At 57.4% G+C, this 18002-nt stretch carries 14 protein-coding genes and 1 riboswitch; of the genes, 8 read left to right on the top strand and 6 right to left on the bottom strand.

The window, feature by feature from the left end:
• Position 1: 1 nt before the first annotated feature.
• Positions 2 to 1516, top strand: a complete 1515-nt coding sequence (locus tag PspR84_RS07320; protein ID WP_007911435.1) for a tripartite tricarboxylate transporter permease — start codon at positions 2 to 4, stop codon at positions 1514 to 1516.
• A complete protein-coding gene (locus PspR84_RS07315) occupies positions 1509 to 2543 on the top strand; it encodes an AbrB family transcriptional regulator (protein ID WP_160056536.1) in 1035 nt (344 codons plus the stop codon). The genes PspR84_RS07320 and PspR84_RS07315 overlap by 8 nt, the downstream gene beginning before the upstream one ends.
• 119 nt (positions 2544 to 2662) lie before the next feature.
• On the opposite strand, the gene ung is transcribed toward PspR84_RS07315, so the two are convergent.
• Entirely contained in the window at positions 2663 to 3355 is a 693-nt protein-coding gene (gene ung, locus PspR84_RS07310) for a uracil-DNA glycosylase (RefSeq protein ID WP_007911441.1), read from the bottom strand.
• Positions 3356 to 3487: 132 nt separating this feature from the next.
• Between ung and PspR84_RS07305 the strand changes: the two genes are divergently transcribed.
• Entirely contained in the window at positions 3488 to 4600 is a 1113-nt protein-coding gene (locus PspR84_RS07305) for an enoyl-CoA hydratase/isomerase family protein (RefSeq protein WP_160056534.1), read from the top strand.
• Positions 4601 to 4666: 66 nt separating this feature from the next.
• Here PspR84_RS07305 and PspR84_RS07300 read toward each other — a convergent pair whose 3' ends face one another.
• From PspR84_RS07300 to PspR84_RS07280, 5 genes are all read right to left on the bottom strand, one after another.
• Positions 4667 to 10228, bottom strand: a complete 5562-nt coding sequence (locus PspR84_RS07300) for a calcium-binding protein (RefSeq protein WP_160056532.1) — start codon at positions 10226 to 10228, stop codon at positions 4667 to 4669.
• A gap of 2 nt (positions 10229 to 10230) precedes the next feature.
• On the bottom strand, positions 10231 to 11085 hold the full coding sequence (locus tag PspR84_RS07295; RefSeq protein WP_160056530.1) for a hypothetical protein: 855 nt from the start codon (positions 11083 to 11085) through the stop codon (positions 10231 to 10233).
• A gap of 1 nt (position 11086) precedes the next feature.
• Entirely contained in the window at positions 11087 to 12331 is a 1245-nt protein-coding gene (locus tag PspR84_RS07290; RefSeq protein ID WP_160056528.1) for a glycosyltransferase family 4 protein, read from the bottom strand.
• 196 nt (positions 12332 to 12527) lie between these two features.
• On the bottom strand, positions 12528 to 12935 hold the full coding sequence (locus PspR84_RS07285; protein ID WP_150706204.1) for a hypothetical protein: 408 nt from the start codon (positions 12933 to 12935) through the stop codon (positions 12528 to 12530).
• 181 nt (positions 12936 to 13116) lie between these two features.
• Positions 13117 to 13380, bottom strand: coding sequence for a hypothetical protein (locus PspR84_RS07280; RefSeq protein ID WP_160056526.1), 264 nt, complete (start codon positions 13378 to 13380; stop codon positions 13117 to 13119).
• A gap of 283 nt (positions 13381 to 13663) precedes the next feature.
• Positions 13664 to 13764: riboswitch (guanidine-I (ykkC/yxkD leader) on the top strand.
• Between the two features lie 63 nt (positions 13765 to 13827).
• On the opposite strand from PspR84_RS07280, the gene PspR84_RS07275 reads away from it, so the two are divergent.
• The 5 genes from PspR84_RS07275 to PspR84_RS07255 are packed head-to-tail and all read left to right on the top strand — an operon-like array spanning position 13828 to position 17918.
• Positions 13828 to 14895, top strand: a complete 1068-nt coding sequence (locus PspR84_RS07275; RefSeq protein WP_160056524.1) for a putative urea ABC transporter substrate-binding protein — start codon at positions 13828 to 13830, stop codon at positions 14893 to 14895.
• Positions 14896 to 14913: 18 nt separating this feature from the next.
• The gene (locus PspR84_RS07270; RefSeq protein WP_160056522.1) at positions 14914 to 15729 is read left to right on the top strand and encodes an ABC transporter permease; all 816 of its coding nucleotides are present in this window, start codon (positions 14914 to 14916) and stop codon (positions 15727 to 15729) included.
• Positions 15726 to 16514, top strand: a complete 789-nt coding sequence (locus tag PspR84_RS07265) for an ABC transporter ATP-binding protein (RefSeq protein ID WP_160056520.1) — start codon at positions 15726 to 15728, stop codon at positions 16512 to 16514. Before PspR84_RS07270 ends, PspR84_RS07265 begins: the two co-directional genes overlap by 4 nt.
• Positions 16515 to 16539: 25 nt before the next feature.
• Entirely contained in the window at positions 16540 to 17265 is a 726-nt protein-coding gene (locus PspR84_RS07260) for an urea amidolyase associated protein UAAP1 (RefSeq protein ID WP_160060059.1), read from the top strand.
• A gap of 11 nt (positions 17266 to 17276) precedes the next feature.
• Positions 17277 to 17918 (top strand): urea amidolyase associated protein UAAP2, encoded by a 642-nt coding sequence (locus tag PspR84_RS07255; protein ID WP_160056518.1) that lies wholly within the window; start codon positions 17277 to 17279, stop codon positions 17916 to 17918.
• The last annotated feature ends 84 nt before the right edge of the window (positions 17919 to 18002 follow it).

Here is an 18002-nt window from a genome sequence, read left to right as displayed (position 1 = left end):
TATGGATACCCTCGGTTATTTGGGTCAAGGCTTCGGCGTCGCGCTGAGCCCGTATAATCTGGTCACGGCCCTGACCGGCACACTGATCGGCACAGTCGTCGGCTTGCTCCCGGGTCTAGGCCCGATCAACGGTGTGGCACTGCTGATCCCGATTGCTTTCGCTCTCGGCCTGCCGCCGGAATCGGCGTTGATTCTGCTCGCAGCGGTGTATCTGGGCTGCGAATACGGCGGGCGGATCAGCTCGATTCTGCTGAACATTCCGGGTGAAGCATCGACCGTGATGACCACCCTCGACGGTTACCCGATGGCCCGCAAAGGTCTGGCCGGTGTTGCGCTGTCGCTGTCGGCGTGGAGTTCGTTTATCGGCGCGTTTATCGCCACTTGCGGCATGGTCCTGTTCGCGCCGTTGTTGGCGAAATGGGCGATTGCCTTCGGCCCGGCGGAATACTTCGTGCTGATGGTGTTTGCGATTGTCTGTCTCGGCGGTATGGCCGGTGATCGACCGTTGAAAACCTTTATCGCGGCATTGATCGGCCTGTTCCTGTCGAGCGTCGGCATCGACGCCAACAGCGGTGTTTACCGCTTTACCGGCGACAACATTCACCTGACTGACGGCATTCAGTTCGTCGTGCTGGTGCTGGGCCTGTTCTCGGTCAGTGAGATTCTGTTGCTGCTGGAGAAAACCCATCGCGGTCAGGAAGCGGTGAAAGCCACCGGGCGGATGATGTTCAACTTCAAGGAAGCCTCGTCGGTGTTCGTGGTGAACATCCGTTGCGGCCTGCTCGGTTTCATCATGGGCGTGTTGCCGGGTGCCGGCGCAACACTGGCCAGCGCTGTGGCTTACATGACTGAAAAACGCATCGCCGGTGCCAGTGGCAAATTCGGTCAGGGTGATGCTCGCGGTCTCGCCGCGCCGGAGACTGCCATCGGTGCTTCCGCGTGTGGTGCTTTAGTGCCGATGCTGACGCTGGGCGTTCCAGGTTCGGGCACCACGGCGGTGATGATCGGCGCGCTGTCGCTGTACAACATCACTCCCGGCCCGCTGCTGTTCCAACAGCAACCGGACATCGTCTGGGGCCTGATCGCCTCGTTGTTCATCGCCAACATCATGCTGGTGATCCTCAACATTCCGATGATCCGCATCTTCACCCGCATCCTCGCCGTGCCGAACTGGGCACTGGTACCAGTGATCGCGATCATCACCGGGATCGGCGTCTACGCGGTACACGCCACCACGTTCGACCTGTTCCTGATGGTCGGCATCGGCATCTTCGGTTACATCCTGCGCAAGCTCGACTTCCCGTTGTCGCCGGTGTTGCTGGGCTTCATTCTCGGCGGCTTGATGGAGCAGAACCTGCGTCGGGCGCTGTCGATTTCCAACGGTGCACTGGAGATCCTCTGGTCGAGCCCGATCACCTTCGGTGTCTGGGTACTGACCGCAATCATGCTGCTGATGCCGCTGCTACGTATCTGGCGCAAACGTTCGGTCGCGCGTCGCGCCATCGCCGATGTTTGATCGCACCTCACTGAGATCCTGGTGGGGAACCCCGCTGGTCGGTCTGCTTGGCGGCTACCTCGCCAGCCAGATCGGCTGGCCACTGCCGTGGATGGTCGGCTCGTTGCTGGCGATCATCCTCGTGCGCTGCCTGACCCCGTGGCAACTCACGGAAATCCCTGGCGGCCGCAAGTGCGGCCAGTGGATTGTCGGCATCGGCATCGGCCTGCACTTCACCCCGGTGGTGATGGAGCAGGTGCTCAGTCATTTCGGTTTGATCTTCTTTGGGGCACTGGTCACCAGTGTCTCGGCGGTGGTCGGCGTTTGGTTGATGCGCCGCACCGGTGAGGATCGCGCCACGGCGTTTTTCTCGAGCATGCCCGGCGGTTCCGGGGAGATGGTCAATCTCGGCGCGCGTAACGGCGCGATGCTTAGCCACGTTGCGGCGGGGCAGAGTCTGCGCGTTCTGGTGGTGGTGTTGTGTGTGCCGGCGGCGTTCAAGTATTTGCTCGGCGACGGCAATCCGATTTCTCACGCTGGCAGCGTCGATTGGCGCTGGCTGGCGATACTGTTTCCGGCGGGTGGTTTGCTTGCGTGGCTCTGGCAGCGTTTGCGCCAACCCAATCCGTGGCTGTTCGGACCGTTGCTGGTGAGTGCGGCAGTAAGCATTGGTTGGGACTTGCACATCGGTTTGCCCAATGGCGGCAGTCAGATTGGCCAGTGGTTGATTGGCAGTGGCTTGGGCTGTCACTTCAACCGGCAGTTCTTCCGCCGCGCGCCTTCATTCATGGGACGGACGTTGATTGGCACGGCGTTGACCATGTTGATCGCAACGTTGGCGGCGTTGGGCTTGAGTGCGCTGACCCATCTGGATCTGCGCTCGCTGACCTTGGGCATGATGCCCGGCGGGATTGCCGAGATGAGCCTGACGGCGGAGACGCTGCAATTGTCGGTGCCGCTGGTGACGGCGATGCAGGTAATGCGGCTGTTGTTTGTGCTGTTTCTGGCGGAGCCGTTGTTCAAGTACTGGAATCGTAATCCCGAGTAAGCCTGCAAGACCGAGTTGCCTTCTTCGCGAGCAAGCTCGCTCCCACATTGGTCAGGTGAACGCCGCAAAACCAATGTGGGAGCGAGCCTGCTCGCGAAGGGGCCGGCTCAGTCAGCCCATCAAATCGGCGGCAGACGCCACTCGATCGGCGTTTCGCCATTCTGCTCAAGAAACTTGTTGGTCCGGCTGAAATGCCCGCAACCCAAGAACCCGCGATACGCCGACAACGGCGACGGATGCACCGACGTCAGCACCAGATGCTTGGTCGCGTCGATCAGCTTCTGCTTGCTCTGCGCATGCGCGCCCCAGAGCATGAACACCAGATGCGGCTGGCGCTCGCTGACCAGTTCAATGATCCGGTCAGTGAAAAACTGCCAACCCTTGTCCTTGTGCGCATTGGCGTTGGCGCGTTCGACGGTCATGGTGGTGTTGATCATCAACACGCCCTGATCGGCCCAGCTCTGCAGGTAGCCGTGATTGGGAATATCGATGTTCAGGTCGCGCTTCAACTCTTTATAGATGTTGACCAGCGACGGCGGCGCCGGCACACCCGGTTGCACCGAGAAGCACAGGCCATGGGCCTGGCCCGGGCCGTGATAAGGGTCCTGGCCGAGGATCACCACCTTCACTTTATCCAGCGGCGTCGAGTTCAAGGCATTGAAAATCATCGGCCCCGGCGGATAGATTTCCTTGCCGGCTGCCCGCTCCTGCTGCAGAAACTGGCGCAACTCTGCCATGTAAGGCTGGTCGAACTCAGCACGCAGTGCCTCCTTCCAGCTCGGTTCGAGTTTGATACGGTCGTCAGCAGTCATGGTCATACCCGGCAAAAACAATGGGGCGAACCCTAGGAAAGCCGACCACGCTTGTCAATTGATCTGATGCAGATCCGGCACTTTCCCACACAACGATCATACTGATCGTTCAAATTCCCGATCGAGGTCACGATGAATCTGCACTTCGAAGAACTCACCGGCACCGACGGCGCCCGCATCGGTATCGCCAGCCTGGATGCCGAAAAATCGCTGAATGCGCTGTCGCTGCCGATGATCAACGCCCTCAGCGATAAGTTGAACGCCTGGGCCAAAGATCCGCAAATCGTCTGCGTGCTGCTGCGCGGCAATGGCGCCAAGGCCTTCTGCGCCGGCGGCGAGGTGCGCAGCCTGGTTGAGGCTTGTCGCGCCCACCCTGGCGAAGTACCACCGCTGGCCGCGCAGTTTTTCAGCGCGGAATATCGTCTGGATTACAGCTTGCACACGTATCCAAAACCGCTGATCTGCTGGGGCCATGGTTATGTGCTTGGCGGCGGTATGGGTTTGCTGCAAGGCGCCAGCACACGAATCGTCACGCCGAGCAGCCGCTTGGCGATGCCGGAAATCACCATCGGTCTGTATCCCGACGTCGGCGCCAGTTGGTTTCTCGCGCGATTGCCGGGCAAGCTCGGTTTGTTCCTCGGACTGACCGGCGCGCACATGAACGCTCGTGATGCAATCGATCTGGATTTGGCCGATCGTTTCCTGCTCGACGAGCAGCAGCCGCAATTGATCGAAGGCCTGCTGCAGCTCAATTGGCAGGAACAGACCGACGTGCAACTCAACAGTCTGCTCAAGGCCTTGCAACAGGAAGCCGTGGCGCAGATGCCCGAGGCGCAGTGGCTGCCGCGTCGCCAGCAGATCGACGAATTGCTCGATGTCAGCGACATCGCCTGCGCCTGGAAAGCCATTAGCCTGCAACGCGACAGCAGCGACCCGTTGATCTCCCGCGCGGCGAAAACCATGAGCGAAGGCTCGCCGCTGACCGCGCATCTGGTCTGGGAACAGATCATCCGTGCCCGACACATGTCACTGGCCGAAGTCTTTCAGATGGAATACACCCTGAGCCTCAATTGCTGCCGGCATCCGGAGTTCAGCGAAGGGGTTCGCGCACGGTTGATCGACAAGGATCAGAAGCCGCACTGGCATTGGCCAGACATTAACAATGTGCCGGATGCGGTGGTTGAAGCGCACTTTCACAAGGTCTGGGAGGGGCGGCATCCGTTGGCGGATTTGACGCAGTATTGAGATTGATTGCCCGCGATGATCACCTCTGGGTCCCATCGCGGTCCCCTCAATCTGAAGTTATCGCGGTCACATGTTCAGTTCGTAGAACTGAATTATTTCGGCCAATGCGAGTTGCGACTCTTCATTTTCCTTTACAAGAATATCCTCTACATCACGCAGTGGTGGAAGAGGATGCAGTCGTTCGGCAATTTGCATTGCGGTGTAGTCTTGAACTGTCTTTCCTTCACCGCTAACCCTTATGAACCCAATCGCGCTTTCGCCTCCAGAAAAATGATTAGCCACTCGAATCTTGGGCCCCACGCCATAACTGACCACTATGACAAGATCATCCTGATCGCGATGAAACCTTAATTGTTCAATAGATAGATCCACACCAGAAAAATCGATTCCATCGATCCCACCCCCGGTGTTGTTAATCAAGTCTCTTCCAAGACCATCGTATTTATAGAGATCGTTGCCAGCACCACCAGACAATGTGTCATTACCGGGACCGCCGAGCAGCACATCATCGTCGACACTCCCCAACAGCACATCATGTCCCTGCATACCTCTGATTTCACCTGCGCCGCTTAGAGTGTCATTACCGTGACTTCCCACCAGTGGCAGCGCTTGACCATCTCTCATAGATTTGCCACTGGCCGCATTATCGACCAAGAGACCATTGTGATAAGTATCCGGGGCAGGACCCAGCTGACGGGAGCCAAACAGCTCTTTGAGAGTAACGCTTGAGCCATCTGCAAATTTTATAATCTCAATGCCGGAACCCTCGACATCTCCGACATTGGGTAGAACAATGCGAACTTTCTGCGACCCACCCCATTTAATATCGAGTGTCGAATAGAGCATTTTCGCCCGCGGCGGATGTCGATAGGCATCACGACGTGGATCAGGTGCCAACTCAACATTTACCGTTTCAATGAGTGTTGCGCCCCAACTGAGCTGCAAATTCTCCTGCGTCGCGTCCTCTGGAAGCACGACAGTATCTTGATCGACCAATCCATACTCGTCCTTCCATCCGGCAACACCTACTTCAGGTCGAAGAAAAACCGGATTCTGCACATCCGCGATAATGGTCGTTGCGCCAGCATGCGCCTGCACGATGTAAGTATCGGCACCGTTTTCACCGTACAGGTAATCATCCCCTGCGCCGCTTACTAGATAATCAGCGCCTTCAGAACCGAGCAGGGTATCGTTGCCTGCCCCGGCGGACAGAAAGGCACCCGGTATCCTGTCATTAACAGAGCCATAATCAAGTTGAAAACCGGAATAGGCGACGATCAGGTCATCGCCTGCACCACCCTGGAAAAGATTGCCGACTTCGACATTAACTCGCCCACCGGCATCGTCGCCGTGGACAACTTTATGTTTGACCGTTTCAGTTGTGACATCCCGCCGAAATTCCCTGCGGACAGTTTCGTCCGCCGCGAAACTTTCAGCGGGATAGACGTACCACCCTTCAATAGCGCCTGAATCTTTTCTATCCGCGATAATTACGTCGCCGATTTTGAATGAAAAACCGCTGGCAGTGCCAGATCGAAAATAATGCGGTTTCAGCGATGACGGCGCCGTAATGCCCTCTTTCTTTACCTCTCGAAAACTGGATTGGGATGTAGAGTTTGTCTGTCTTTCGCTAAATACCGCGTCACCAGTGGCAGGCCCCATCCATTGAGGTGTTTCAGACAATGTACCCGTTTCGGTGCTTTCATTTACCACGTCAGTGTGGGTGATATATCCCGTATCGCTGGTGGCTATATAGCTCCGAATCCAAACACCTGGTTTGCTCAAGGTAAAGCCTGTTAAATGCCTGCTTGCGGAGCGCTTTGCATTGAGCTCCGCCAGGAACCTGTCGGTCCAGCCAACATTATGATCAATGGCATTACTTCGTTCCTCACCAGGAACAACGATCCCTGATTGGTCCGGAACAGCAACCGGGGCTTCGTCTGCAATGATGTCTTTATCTTCTTCTTTGGCCAGCACATCCCCTGCCGGCGGCTCGCTGACTTCTACAGCTGGCAGCGTTTTTTTCATGACTTCTTGATAGCCGAGAATGACACCATCGCTAAATGTGAACGTTGAATTCTTCCACTCTTCATAATTCCGGATAAGGATGGCGTCACCCTCGCCATTGAACACCCGCAATACCCGGCCTACGGAAACATCAATGATGTCGGCTTTTAGACTTTGCGCAGAAAACCCCGCCCCGAATTTGATGATATTGCTGCCACCTGAATCGGTGATAACGTCAAGACCATCACCCACCCCGAAATAGTAAACATCAGCGCCGTCATGGCCCTCCATCACATCGTTACCGGCCCCGCCATCAAAAACGTTATTGCCGGAATCGCCGCGAAGGTGGTCTACACCCTCCCCGCCCAACAACGTGTCGTTGCCACCACCGCCCAGCAAGGTATCGTTGCCTGAACCACCGTCCAGATAATCTGCGCCATGTTCGGCTTCGGCTGTCTGCTCGTAGTCGCCGGATAAAATGTCATCATCTGCGCCGCCATAAAGCGTGTCGGCGCCCAAGCCTCCCAGAAGGGTATCGTTTCCTTCATCGCCTTGAAGGTAATCATTGTTGATTCCACCTGACTGCAGGTTGGACACATCGCCATCCAGCGCGTCAGCTCCTGCCCCACCGATCAGGGTATCGGAGCCACCCATTCCCTGAAGTGTGTCATCGCCCGCTCCACCATCAAGTAAATCATTGCCGTGGTACCGAATTGGATGCTCCGCATAATCCCCGGCCAGCGCGTCGTTACCTTCACCTCCGAACAGCAGATCATTCGCCCCGCCGCCCAAAAGTTTGTCGTCTCCCGCACCACCGTCCAGCAGGTCATTTGCAAAAAAGTGGGCGGCGTCACCGGCAACGCCGTTCAGTACATCGTCATCCCCGTGGAGAGTGTCATTGCCTGAGCCACCATAAATCGCATCGGCTCCACCGTTACCAGCGAGCCAATCATCGCCACTGCCACCGTCCAATACATCGTTGCCATGGTGTTTGCTTTGCAGGCCACCGCCCCAATCGAGGTTGTCTCCCATTAATGTGTCGTTACCACTTCCTCCGGCCAGGGTGTCATTCCCGCCATCCCCTCCAAGAAGATCATCTTCAGTTCCGCCATCAAGCAGATCGTCGCCCCATCCACCATTGAGAACATCGCGGCCGCCCTGGCCGTAGAGAACATCGTTATCGCCCTGCGTCGAACTATTAAAGGAGGCCTTTGAAAAGACAGTTCGGTGACTGGTGACACCACCGTCTATAAGCACTTCGACGCGTTTGAATCCCCATTTCTGCTCTAGCGCGCCGGTCGTTTCATCGCCTGATAAGATGTCATCTCCCGCACCTCCAATCAGCGTATCCCGATCGTTACCGCCCAGAAGCACGTCCTGGGATGCCGTACCGATGAGCAAATCGTGACCAGCACCGCCATCAAGCCAATCGCCTCGAGCTGTTTTCCCTTTAGAGTCGCCAGCGGCCATGGCCTTTTCGAGCGTCATCTGTTTATCGCCAAACAACTGATCGTTTCCGTCCTTGCCGAATAATCGGTCTGCTCCACCAAGTCCGAGAATGACGTTGTCTTTTGCAGAGCCGTAAAGCACATCGGCTTTGTTTCTCTGTTTTATGTTGGGCAATAGCAAGGCGTTGCCCAACTCATCGTATGAGAACTGATCACCGGGAACATTGGGCTCGATATCTTTCGCTTTCCAATCGCCCTGGAGAACCAGATCGGGAGCAGAGACCGTATGGCCTTGGTATTCGGGAAGTCGGATGCCAAGCATCCCGGGGCGGAAGTTCTTGATAACGACGAGATCGTTCAGGCCATATTTGATATTGAGCGTGGGTTCGCTGAGTTCTTCGATGAGGGTCAGGGTGATGGCCTGATCCTCGGTCCACCAGATATTGCTCAAAGGGGCGCGACGTTTGAGTGAAGGAATCGGCGCGCCGTTGATCCACAGCTGCCCATTGGCGTTGGCGTCGAAGATCTCATCGATGCCATCACCGCTGGAAAACTCATAGCGGTCGCTGCCTTCGCCACCGATCAAAGAGTCGTTACCCTTTCCTCCGCGCAAAACATCATCACCGGCCATTCCGTACAGCGCATCATTGCCGTCGCCTCCGCCAAGCAAATCGTTGCCGCCCCCACCCTCGATGACATCGTGACCTGCCAGCCCGTTGATCGTGTCATTGCCCGCGCCGCCATACAGATGATCAGTGTTCGTACCGCCCGCGAAAGACCGCGAGCCGTCATCGCCGAACATGACCAGCGGGTTCAACACACCGGTCGTCATTGGCACCTGTTTGGCTGAGGCGAGATCGACGTAGGAAAACTTCTGCAGCGAGTGTTCTCCAAACGAGCCCTGAGTTCGAGCAATCAACCGGGCCAACATCTGCGCACGATCGGCAAGACATTGCGCGGTGATGAAACCTTCGCCGGTCAGCGGATCGTAGAGTTCCAGTTCGCGTCCGGGGTAACCGTCAGCTCGCTCAATGACGATTTCACTGAGTTGCTTCAGGGAATTGCGCAACGAAAGGCCGATGGGTGTCGACTCGCCAGCCAGTTTTGCCCATGAATTGGCGTTTCCGTATTCGCCTATCGAACGGGTGACGATGCTTTGGGACTGCTCTGGTGAAAATGCCGAGAAGAATGCGTAAGCGTTGGTGGCGAAGGTTTCATCGGTGGTAGCTGGCGCTGCTGAATCGCCGTCGTAGGTGCGCTTGAACATGTCCAGGAATTCATTCTGGCCATAGCGCAATATCAGGTCGACTGCGGCGGAAACAGACGTGCCTTGAACGACATGCTGAATCAGCGGATTGAGGCTGCCACTGGCGAGCGCGATATTGATTTGCTCTGGCACGACGGAAAGCAGACTTTGCAATGGGTTGACGCCGAAATTGCTGATCGCCGCTCGCAATCCGACGCTGTAGGAATCGATGGCGAACAGGATATTTTTATAGTCATCGAGCCTGTTGGCTTTTGCTTGAGTCGGCGTGCCGCCATCTTCCCCTTGCGAATCACCAGCGGAGATCAATCTCCAGGTTTCATAGGGCGGCGCTCCACCCAACAGGCTGAATCCGACTGTCCCTGACCAGCCGGCGTTATGGCTCACGGCTGTATCCTTCTCTCCGCAAGCCTCACTAAACAGTGCCTTGCCGATCGCACTGGCATCAATCTCTGCAATCTGGCTGATGGATGGAACCGTCCAGGGTGCCAGCCGACCCGCGAGGGATCCGTCGATCAAGGTATTGATGAAATTGACGGCGACCTGATTGGATGACAGCTGCATCAGGTTTTCACTGAAAATTTTATTCAATCTCAGTTCACCTTGCCGCGAGGTGTAGCCGCGAATCAGGGCGGAGTAGGCACCGTTTCCACCGTTGGCATCAATGGCCACGGCAAGCCAGAGCCTGGCGCTTTTCAGAATTTTTCCAGCCTCTTTATCGACAGCGGTAACGTCGGAAACTCTTCCGCCAATAATCTCGAATAGTTTTTGATACAGGGGAGCGCAGCTAGCCCCCGCCATTCCCAGTGCCTCGTACTCAATTTTTTTTGAGAGAAGCCTCATACCTTTGCAAATATTGGCTGCGTTAAAGATCGCTGTTTTTTCCATATCGCTAAAAACATAACTCATCGTTACTTCCTTGTAATAACTGAGCGTGAAAGATAATCACTGAGAAACTTGAGCATCTCAGGTGCTTCGCGTAATGACGATAGACCGAGGTCTACGCTGCCGTGCCCCCCAGCAAAGTCAAAGCTATCCAGATTGACAGTGCAGAAAAAGTTCAACTTGCCAAAATCCAGATTTTCCAATTCTGCTCTGCTGAGCCTTGCCAATTTCTCGTCAGTCAGTTGTTCTTCGGAAGCCGGGCGAATCAAACCGTCACAGCCTATCAACCGAGGGGTGCCATCACGCCGCGGCCAGCCAGTAATGACAAACGTTCTGACGGAATCCACATTCTTGAAATGCGGCGGCGGAGCATCCAGCCAAATCTCTAACCCCGGATAATTTTTCAACTTCACAATCAACTCATCCGGCCAGTTGACGTGCCGATAGCCCCGTTCATGGGGCTCGCTAGTCTCTTTTCTTGTATAAAGCCCGGCGGTCAATTTATAAAGACGCCAACTTTCAGGAATCGACTTCAGGCTCTGATCCTGGTACCGGTGCAAACCCGTCCCGGTCCACCAGAAATGCCCCTTGAGCGTATTGGCCAGACACGCTTTCTTATTCGCCAGTTCAGGCATGCCCACATAAAACTCCGGCCCCAGAGTCTTATCCACATAGCTGCCGCCCAGTATGGGCACCTGCTTCATGCTCGCCAGCTTCTTTTGACAGGCCTCCTGATCCGCGTAATAGACTGCCATCGCCTCGGCGACTTGTTCTTCACGGATATAAAAATCCACCACGCAATAACAGACATAAACAAACAAGCCATACTTCAACAACTTCTTAAACCATTTAACCCATTGCTTACGCGACATCCGGAGCATTTCAAATCTCCCTGTCAAACTGAGGAGCAGGCTGTTTCTTCAGATGCCCGGACGTCGCGCTTTCAAATACCTCAAAGTATTGTGTCGTGCCGTACTCCACATCAAATCTGCTCGCCGTCAACTTCGCGGCGCTGCGCAGGCTGTCGTACTCATCAACAGAATCAAGAACCTTGGTAATACGTTTGGCGATACCGTGATGATCGAAGAAATCCACCAGCATTCCATTGTAACCATCGACGATCACCTCCCTTACCGGAGCCGTATCCGACGCTACTACCACGCACCCAGCCGACATCGCCTCCAGTAACGACCACGACATAACAAACGGATACGTCAAATAAACATGAGCCTTTGAACAGTCCAGAACTGCCCGGTAAGTCTGGTAAGGAAGCTTCCCTGTAAAATGGACGGTGGAATGATCGAAACTTACCTCTGCCTCCATCCTGCTGCGCCAATTTGCATAGCCAACCGGCTTACGCCCGTAACTGACGGCATCACCGCCCACTATGATTATCTGCGCATCGGGACACCCAGCCTGAATATGCGGGATCGCTCGCATAAAACTGTGAAACCCGCGATAAGGCTCAAGATTCCTCGCGACATAAGTAACGATCGGCTGCCCGGCTCTCAGTTCGACGCCATTGCGCAACCTGACGGCCCCAACTTTCGCCAAACAGGAACTTTGAATGACGCCCTCGTGAATAACCCGAATGGCCGACTGATAAGCGGCCGGAAACAGACTGCGCTGCCACCGCGTGGGCGCAATGGCAATGTCACATTGCTCGAGATTCAAAAGATGCAGCGAATTGAGCACTCGCAGCCTCGAAGACTCTCTTGTGGCTCGCGGGAATTCAGGGTCGAATCCGGAATCCGCGCCCTGCGCCCGATAGTAATATTCGCAATAGTGAATAAGCGGCGCGTCAGGATAGACATCCTTGACGAAGAGCGTTTCCCCCCATCCGGGATGAGCGAGAATCACGTCCGGCCGATAACCCGAATGTTTCAGTCGGCTCAGAATTTCAAAAACCTTCTGTCCATCAGTCACCGCTTGTTCGTAACGGGCCAGATAGGGGTGAATATCGCCCGCGGCTCTGCTGGCAGCGCGGTATCGATATATTTTCACCTCTGCGATACCCGGCGCCGTATCCCGACCTATCGCCAAAACCTCATAACGCCTGTCAATCGCTGCCAGCACCACGTGACGGAACTGGCCCGGAAAGTTTTGGTGAATCACAAGAAGCTTCATAGCGGCATCGTCCGTTTATTCGCCGCTATTGAACTGAGTTTTGCTCACCTCGTTCGGCAGGAACAAACGCTAACAAATGCAAGGAAATGAAACTGTAGGAAGCGTCTGGGAATGCCCTAGGAGATGGCTAACGGGACGACTTTTTCGACGGGCATAAAAAAACGGCGCTAATAGCGCCGCTTTCATTTGCGTGGATTTACCAGCGGTTGCCACGTCCATTGTGGTCGCCACGTCCGCTGTGTCGGTCATAGTTGCCACGACCGCGGTGATCGTTATCCCAACCGCCGCGACGATGACCATCCCAACGCCCGCGATCATTGCCGTGCCAGCGACGGCTCTCGTAATAACGTGGAGCCGGTTGGTAGTAACGCGGCGCCGATTGGTAATAGCGCGGTTGCTGGTAGTACCGCGGGGCTGGCTGGTAGTAGCGTGGCTGCGCGTAATACCTGCTGCCACCGTTGTAATACGTGCCACCCGTGTTGTAGTAGGCCGGTGCAGGTGATGTGTAGACCTCTGAGCTGTAATACGAGTCCGCGTAGGAGTACGGGACGCAACCGGCAACGGAAAACATCAACGCAGCAAGTAGAAGAATTCGTCTATACATGGCGGCCTCCTGGACCGCGGGTTGGCCACACCAGCGACGCTGGCAGGCGACAGTCATTTAATCGGTGACTGTCGAAAAATCAGACAGCGCTTTTGGCATCTGGTGCGTTCCCGTAACAAGTTGAAACAAGTGATTGATGAAACCTTGTTCATCCGCAAAAACGCTGTCATTCAGCCGCTGATTAATGGTGGCCACCGTGATATCCGCCGCCGTGATAACCCCGTCCGTAACCGCCTCGATACCCGTAGCCACCGTAGTAATAACGCGCGCCGCCGTAGTAGCGCGGGCCGTAATAACTGCCGTAGGAATAAGGTGAGTAATAGCCGGGAGAGTAGTAAGTAGCGGGGTAACCGCCGTAGGGTCCGGCGTAGTAATAACAACCGGACAGACCCAAACCGAGCACCGCTCCCAGCAGCGCTCGTCGCAACGTTTTCTGAATAAGCATGGCGGCCTCCTGAAAGACCCGCGACAGCAGTCGGCACAGACCGGCTGACATCTGTTTTGACTGGCAAAGCCATGCCGAGTGCCAACAACCCAAAACCATCGGATCAGCGGCTGATACGCTGCATCACGGTGCAGCCGCGCACCAACACAAAGCGCCTCAGCGCCCTCGCCGCCAAACCTAAGCAACCCGCGCGCCCGTACCAGAGCGCCTGTCGCGACTTGGCACGCGTCTCGCTTTAGCAAACCCGTGCAGGAGTCATCACAGGTTCGCGGCACCACAATTTGCAATGGCTGACTAGGGTTCCGGCTCGCAATCGCGAGTGGCTGGTCCGAGAGTTGGCGACCTCCAGTTGAGGTTACACGGCGGGACAAAAGCCCGGGAGACAAGCCACCGTTCGCGGTGCCGCGTTGCCATCCTGTCCGCCCTTGATCAACTGGAGAAGCCACCATGACCCGACTACGTTTGCCCGCCCTGCTCGCCGCCGCCTTCGCCGCGCTCATCAGTACCCAATCCCCCGCCGCCCAGAAAGACCACTTCAGCGTCTGCTGGACGATTTACGCCGGCTGGATGCCATGGGAATACGCCGGCAGCCAGGGCATCGTCGACAAATGGGCGAAGAAGTACGGGATCAAGATCGACGTCGTGCAGCTCAACGACTACGTCGAATCGATCAACCAGTACACCGCCGGCCAGTTCGACGGCTGCACCATGACCAACATGGACGCGCTGACCATTCCGGCCGCCGGCGGCGTCGACAGCACCGCGCTGATCGTCAGCGACTTCTCCAACGGCAACGACGGCATCGTCCTCAAGGGCGACGGCAAGAAAGTCGCCGATCTCAAGGGCATGGACGTCAACCTGGTCGAACTGTCGGTCTCGCATTACCTGTTGGCCCGCGCGCTGGACTCGGTCGACCTGACCGAGAAAGACCTGAAAGTGGTCAACACTTCCGACGCCGATATCTCCGCCGCTTTCAACACCGAACAGGTCAACGCCGTCACTACTTGGAACCCGATGCTCTCGGACATCAAGGCCAAACCGGGTGTGACCGAGGTGTTCAATTCCAGCCAGATTCCCGGCGAGATCATGGACATGATGGTGGTCAACAGCGCCACCCTCAAAGACAACCCGGCGCTGGGCAAAGCGCTGACCGGCGCGTGGTTCGAAGTGGTCGAACTGATGAACGCCAAAACCGCCGCGAGCAAGGCTGCGCTGGAGCATATGGCCAAAGCTTCGGGCACCGACCTCGCTGGATTCCAGGCACAACTCGACACCACCAAACTGTTCGCCACGCCAAGCGAAGCGCTGAACTTCGCCACCAGCAAACAGCTACCGGAAACCATGCGCAAGGTCGCCGAGTTCTCCTTCCAGCACGGCTTGCTGGGTGAAGGCGCGAAAGACACCAGCGCGGTCGGCATGGCCTTCGCCAACGGCGTGACCAGTGGCGATACCGGCAATCTCAAGCTGCGTTTCGATCCGACCTACGTGCAGATGGCCGCCGACGCCAAGCTGTAAGCCACGGAGGATTTGGCCATGCGCCTGATCAATCGCCACCCGGATCGCCCGAGTCGCCTGTTGCTGGTGATCCTGCCGTTCGCTTTGCTGCTGTTCGCCTATTTCATGGGCTCGGCCGAGCGCCTCGCGGACACCCCCAACGACAAACTGCTGCCCAGCGCCGTGCAGATGAGCGACGCGGTAAAACGCTTGGCCTTGAATGCCGACAGCCGCACCGGTGACTACCTGTTGTGGCAGGACACCGCGTCGAGTCTGCGGCGTCTGGCCATCGGCCTCGGCATCGCCGCTTTGGCCGGGCTGTGCCTGGGCATCGCCGCCGGCACGCTGCCGCTGTTCGGCGCGCCTTTGTCGCCGCTGCTGACGGTGCTGTCGATGGTGCCACCGCTGGCGATCCTGCCGATTCTGTTCATTGTTTTCGGTCTGGGCGAGTTGTCGAAGGTGATGCTGATCGTCATCGGCATCACCCCGGCGCTCGCTCGCGATCTGGAACAACGCGCCCGGGAAATACCGGTCGAACTGCTGATCAAGGCGCAGACCCTCGGCGCCTCGACCTGGACGCTGATGCTGCGTGTGGTGCTGCCGCAACTGCTGCCACGCTTGCTGATCTCGTTGCGGTTGATGCTCGGTTCGGCGTGGCTGTTCCTGATTGCCGCCGAAGCGATCGCCTCCACCGACGGCCTCGGCTACCGGATTTTTCTGGTCCGGCGTTATCTGGCGATGGACGTGATTCTGCCATATGTGGTGTGGATCACCCTCCTCGCCTGGCTGATGGATTGGGGCTTGAAATACCTGACTCGTCGCGCCTTCCCTTGGTATGAGGGGGCGGCCAAATGAGCTTCATCACGGTAAAAAACGTCTGGCAGCAATACGCCGATCAAGTGGTGCTGGAAGGCTTGAACCTGAGCGTCAATGAGGGCGAGTTCTGCACCCTGGTCGGCGCGTCCGGTTGCGGCAAATCGACCTTCCTGCGCCTGCTGCTCGGTCAGGAAACAGCGAGCCGCGGCGAGATTCTGCTCGACGGTCAAGCGCTGGCCAGCGAACCGGATGCCAGCCGTGGCGTGGTGTTCCAGCGCTACTCGGTGTTCCCGCATTTGAGCGTGCTCGACAACGTCGCCCTCGGCCTCGAATTGCCGCGTGCGCCGTTGCTCGGTCGGTTGTTCGGCAGCGGCAAACGTGAGGCGCGCGAACAGGCGGCGGCGCTACTGCACAAAGTCGGCCTCGGTCATGCGCTGGACAAGTACCCGGCACAGTTGTCCGGCGGTATGCAGCAACGGCTGGCGATTGCCCAGGCGCTGATTATGAAACCACGGGTGTTGCTGCTCGACGAACCGTTCGGCGCGCTCGATCCGGGCATCCGCAAAGACATGCACGCGTTGCTGCTGGAGCTGTGGCGCGAGACCAAACTGACCGTGTTCATGGTCACCCATGACCTGTCCGAAGGCTTCAGCCTCGGCACGCGTTTGCTGGTGTTCGACAAGGTTCGCCTCGACCCGCACGCCCCCGGCGCCTATGGCGCGCGCATCACCTACGACATCCCTTTGAACAGCGACCGCCGCGCCCAACGCGCCGCCGTCGACGCCCTGCCGTTGCCACTGGCAGGCGCCCTTCGCACCGCTTGAGAGGACTTCTTCAATGAATAAGCCGATGACCGATTCGACTCAACTGTTCCCACCGTTTGCCGAAGAAATGCTCCCCGGCGGCGGCCACCGTTCCTTCGTGTTGAAGCGCGGCCAATTGCTGCGCCTGACCGATCTGCGCGGCGGCGCCAACGTCAGCCTGACCTTGCTCAACGCCAATGAAAAAACCGAGCGGCTGAACCTGCCCGACAGCCTCAAATGCCAACACACCGCCAAGCTCACCAGTGGCCATTGCCTGTACTCGGACATGGGCCGCGTGCTGGCTGCAATCACTGCTGACACCTGCGGCTGGAGCGACAGCCTCGGCGGTGTGCTCTGCGCCGAAGAAGTCGCGCAGAAGTACGGTCAGGGCCGCTATCAGGAACTGCGCAACGGCTTCTTCCGCAACGGCACCGACAACCTGCTGGTGGAGCTCGGCAAGTGGGGGCTGGGCCTGTCGGATCTGCTGATGACGCTCAATCTGTTCAGCCGTGTGAACGTCGATGAGGCCGGGTGTTTCCACTTCGTCGAGGGCAACTCCAAGGCTGGCGACTACATCGAATTGTACGCGCCGATGGACACGCTGGTGGTGCTCACCGCGCTGCAACATCCAATGGACCCGTCGCCGGAATACGCACCGAAACCACTGAAGCTGAGCTGGATGAACGCCGACGCCAGCGTCGCCGAACACTGCCGCAACTCGCGCCCGGAAAATGAGCGCGGCTTTATCAACACCGACCGTTTGTTCGCCTGAGGATCGCTGTCATGTCAGTTGCTATCGCCACTTCGCAAAACCAACCCGACACAGCGGTGTACCGCGCCACGATCCCGGCCGGGGAACCCTGGCTGATGGAGGTCAAGGCTGGGCAGACGCTGCGCATTCTCGACCTGGAAGGCAATCAAGCGGTCGATACCTTGTTCTACAGCCTCGCCAATCCCAAGGAACGCTACGACGTGCAGCGCACTTTGCGCCGGCAGAACAGCGTCTACCTGAGCACCGGCAGCGTGCTGTATTCCAACCTCGGCCACGCAATGCTGACCATCGTCGCCGACACCTGCGGGCGCCACGACACCCTCGGCGGTGCCTGCGCGCAGGAGAGCAACACCGTGCGTTACGCCTTGGGGAAACGCTACATGCACAGCTGCCGCGACAACTACCTGCGCGCCTGCGCCCATGACGGCCGACTGGGCAAAGGCGACATCGGGCCGAACATCAATTTCTTCATGAATGTGCCGGTCACGGCGGACGGCGGACTGACGTTCGAGGACGGGATTTCGGCGCCGGGCAAGTACGTCGACTTGCGTGCGGAGATGGATGTAATCGTGCTGATTTCCAACTGCCCGCAGTTGAACAACCCGTGCAACGCCTACAACCCGACACCTGCGGAGCTGCTGGTATGGAACTGAAAATCAGCCGGTTGCGCCGTTGGCTTTTCGCCCTGTGCCAGGCGCGCTCCGGGCAGTGCTTGAAAAAGTGAAACCACCACAGAT

This window comes from Pseudomonas sp. R84 (genome assembly GCF_009834515.1).
Lineage (GTDB): Bacteria > Pseudomonadota > Gammaproteobacteria > Pseudomonadales > Pseudomonadaceae > Aquipseudomonas.
Note: the sequence above shows the minus strand (reverse complement) of the source record. Positions and strands in the feature narration are given on the sequence as shown.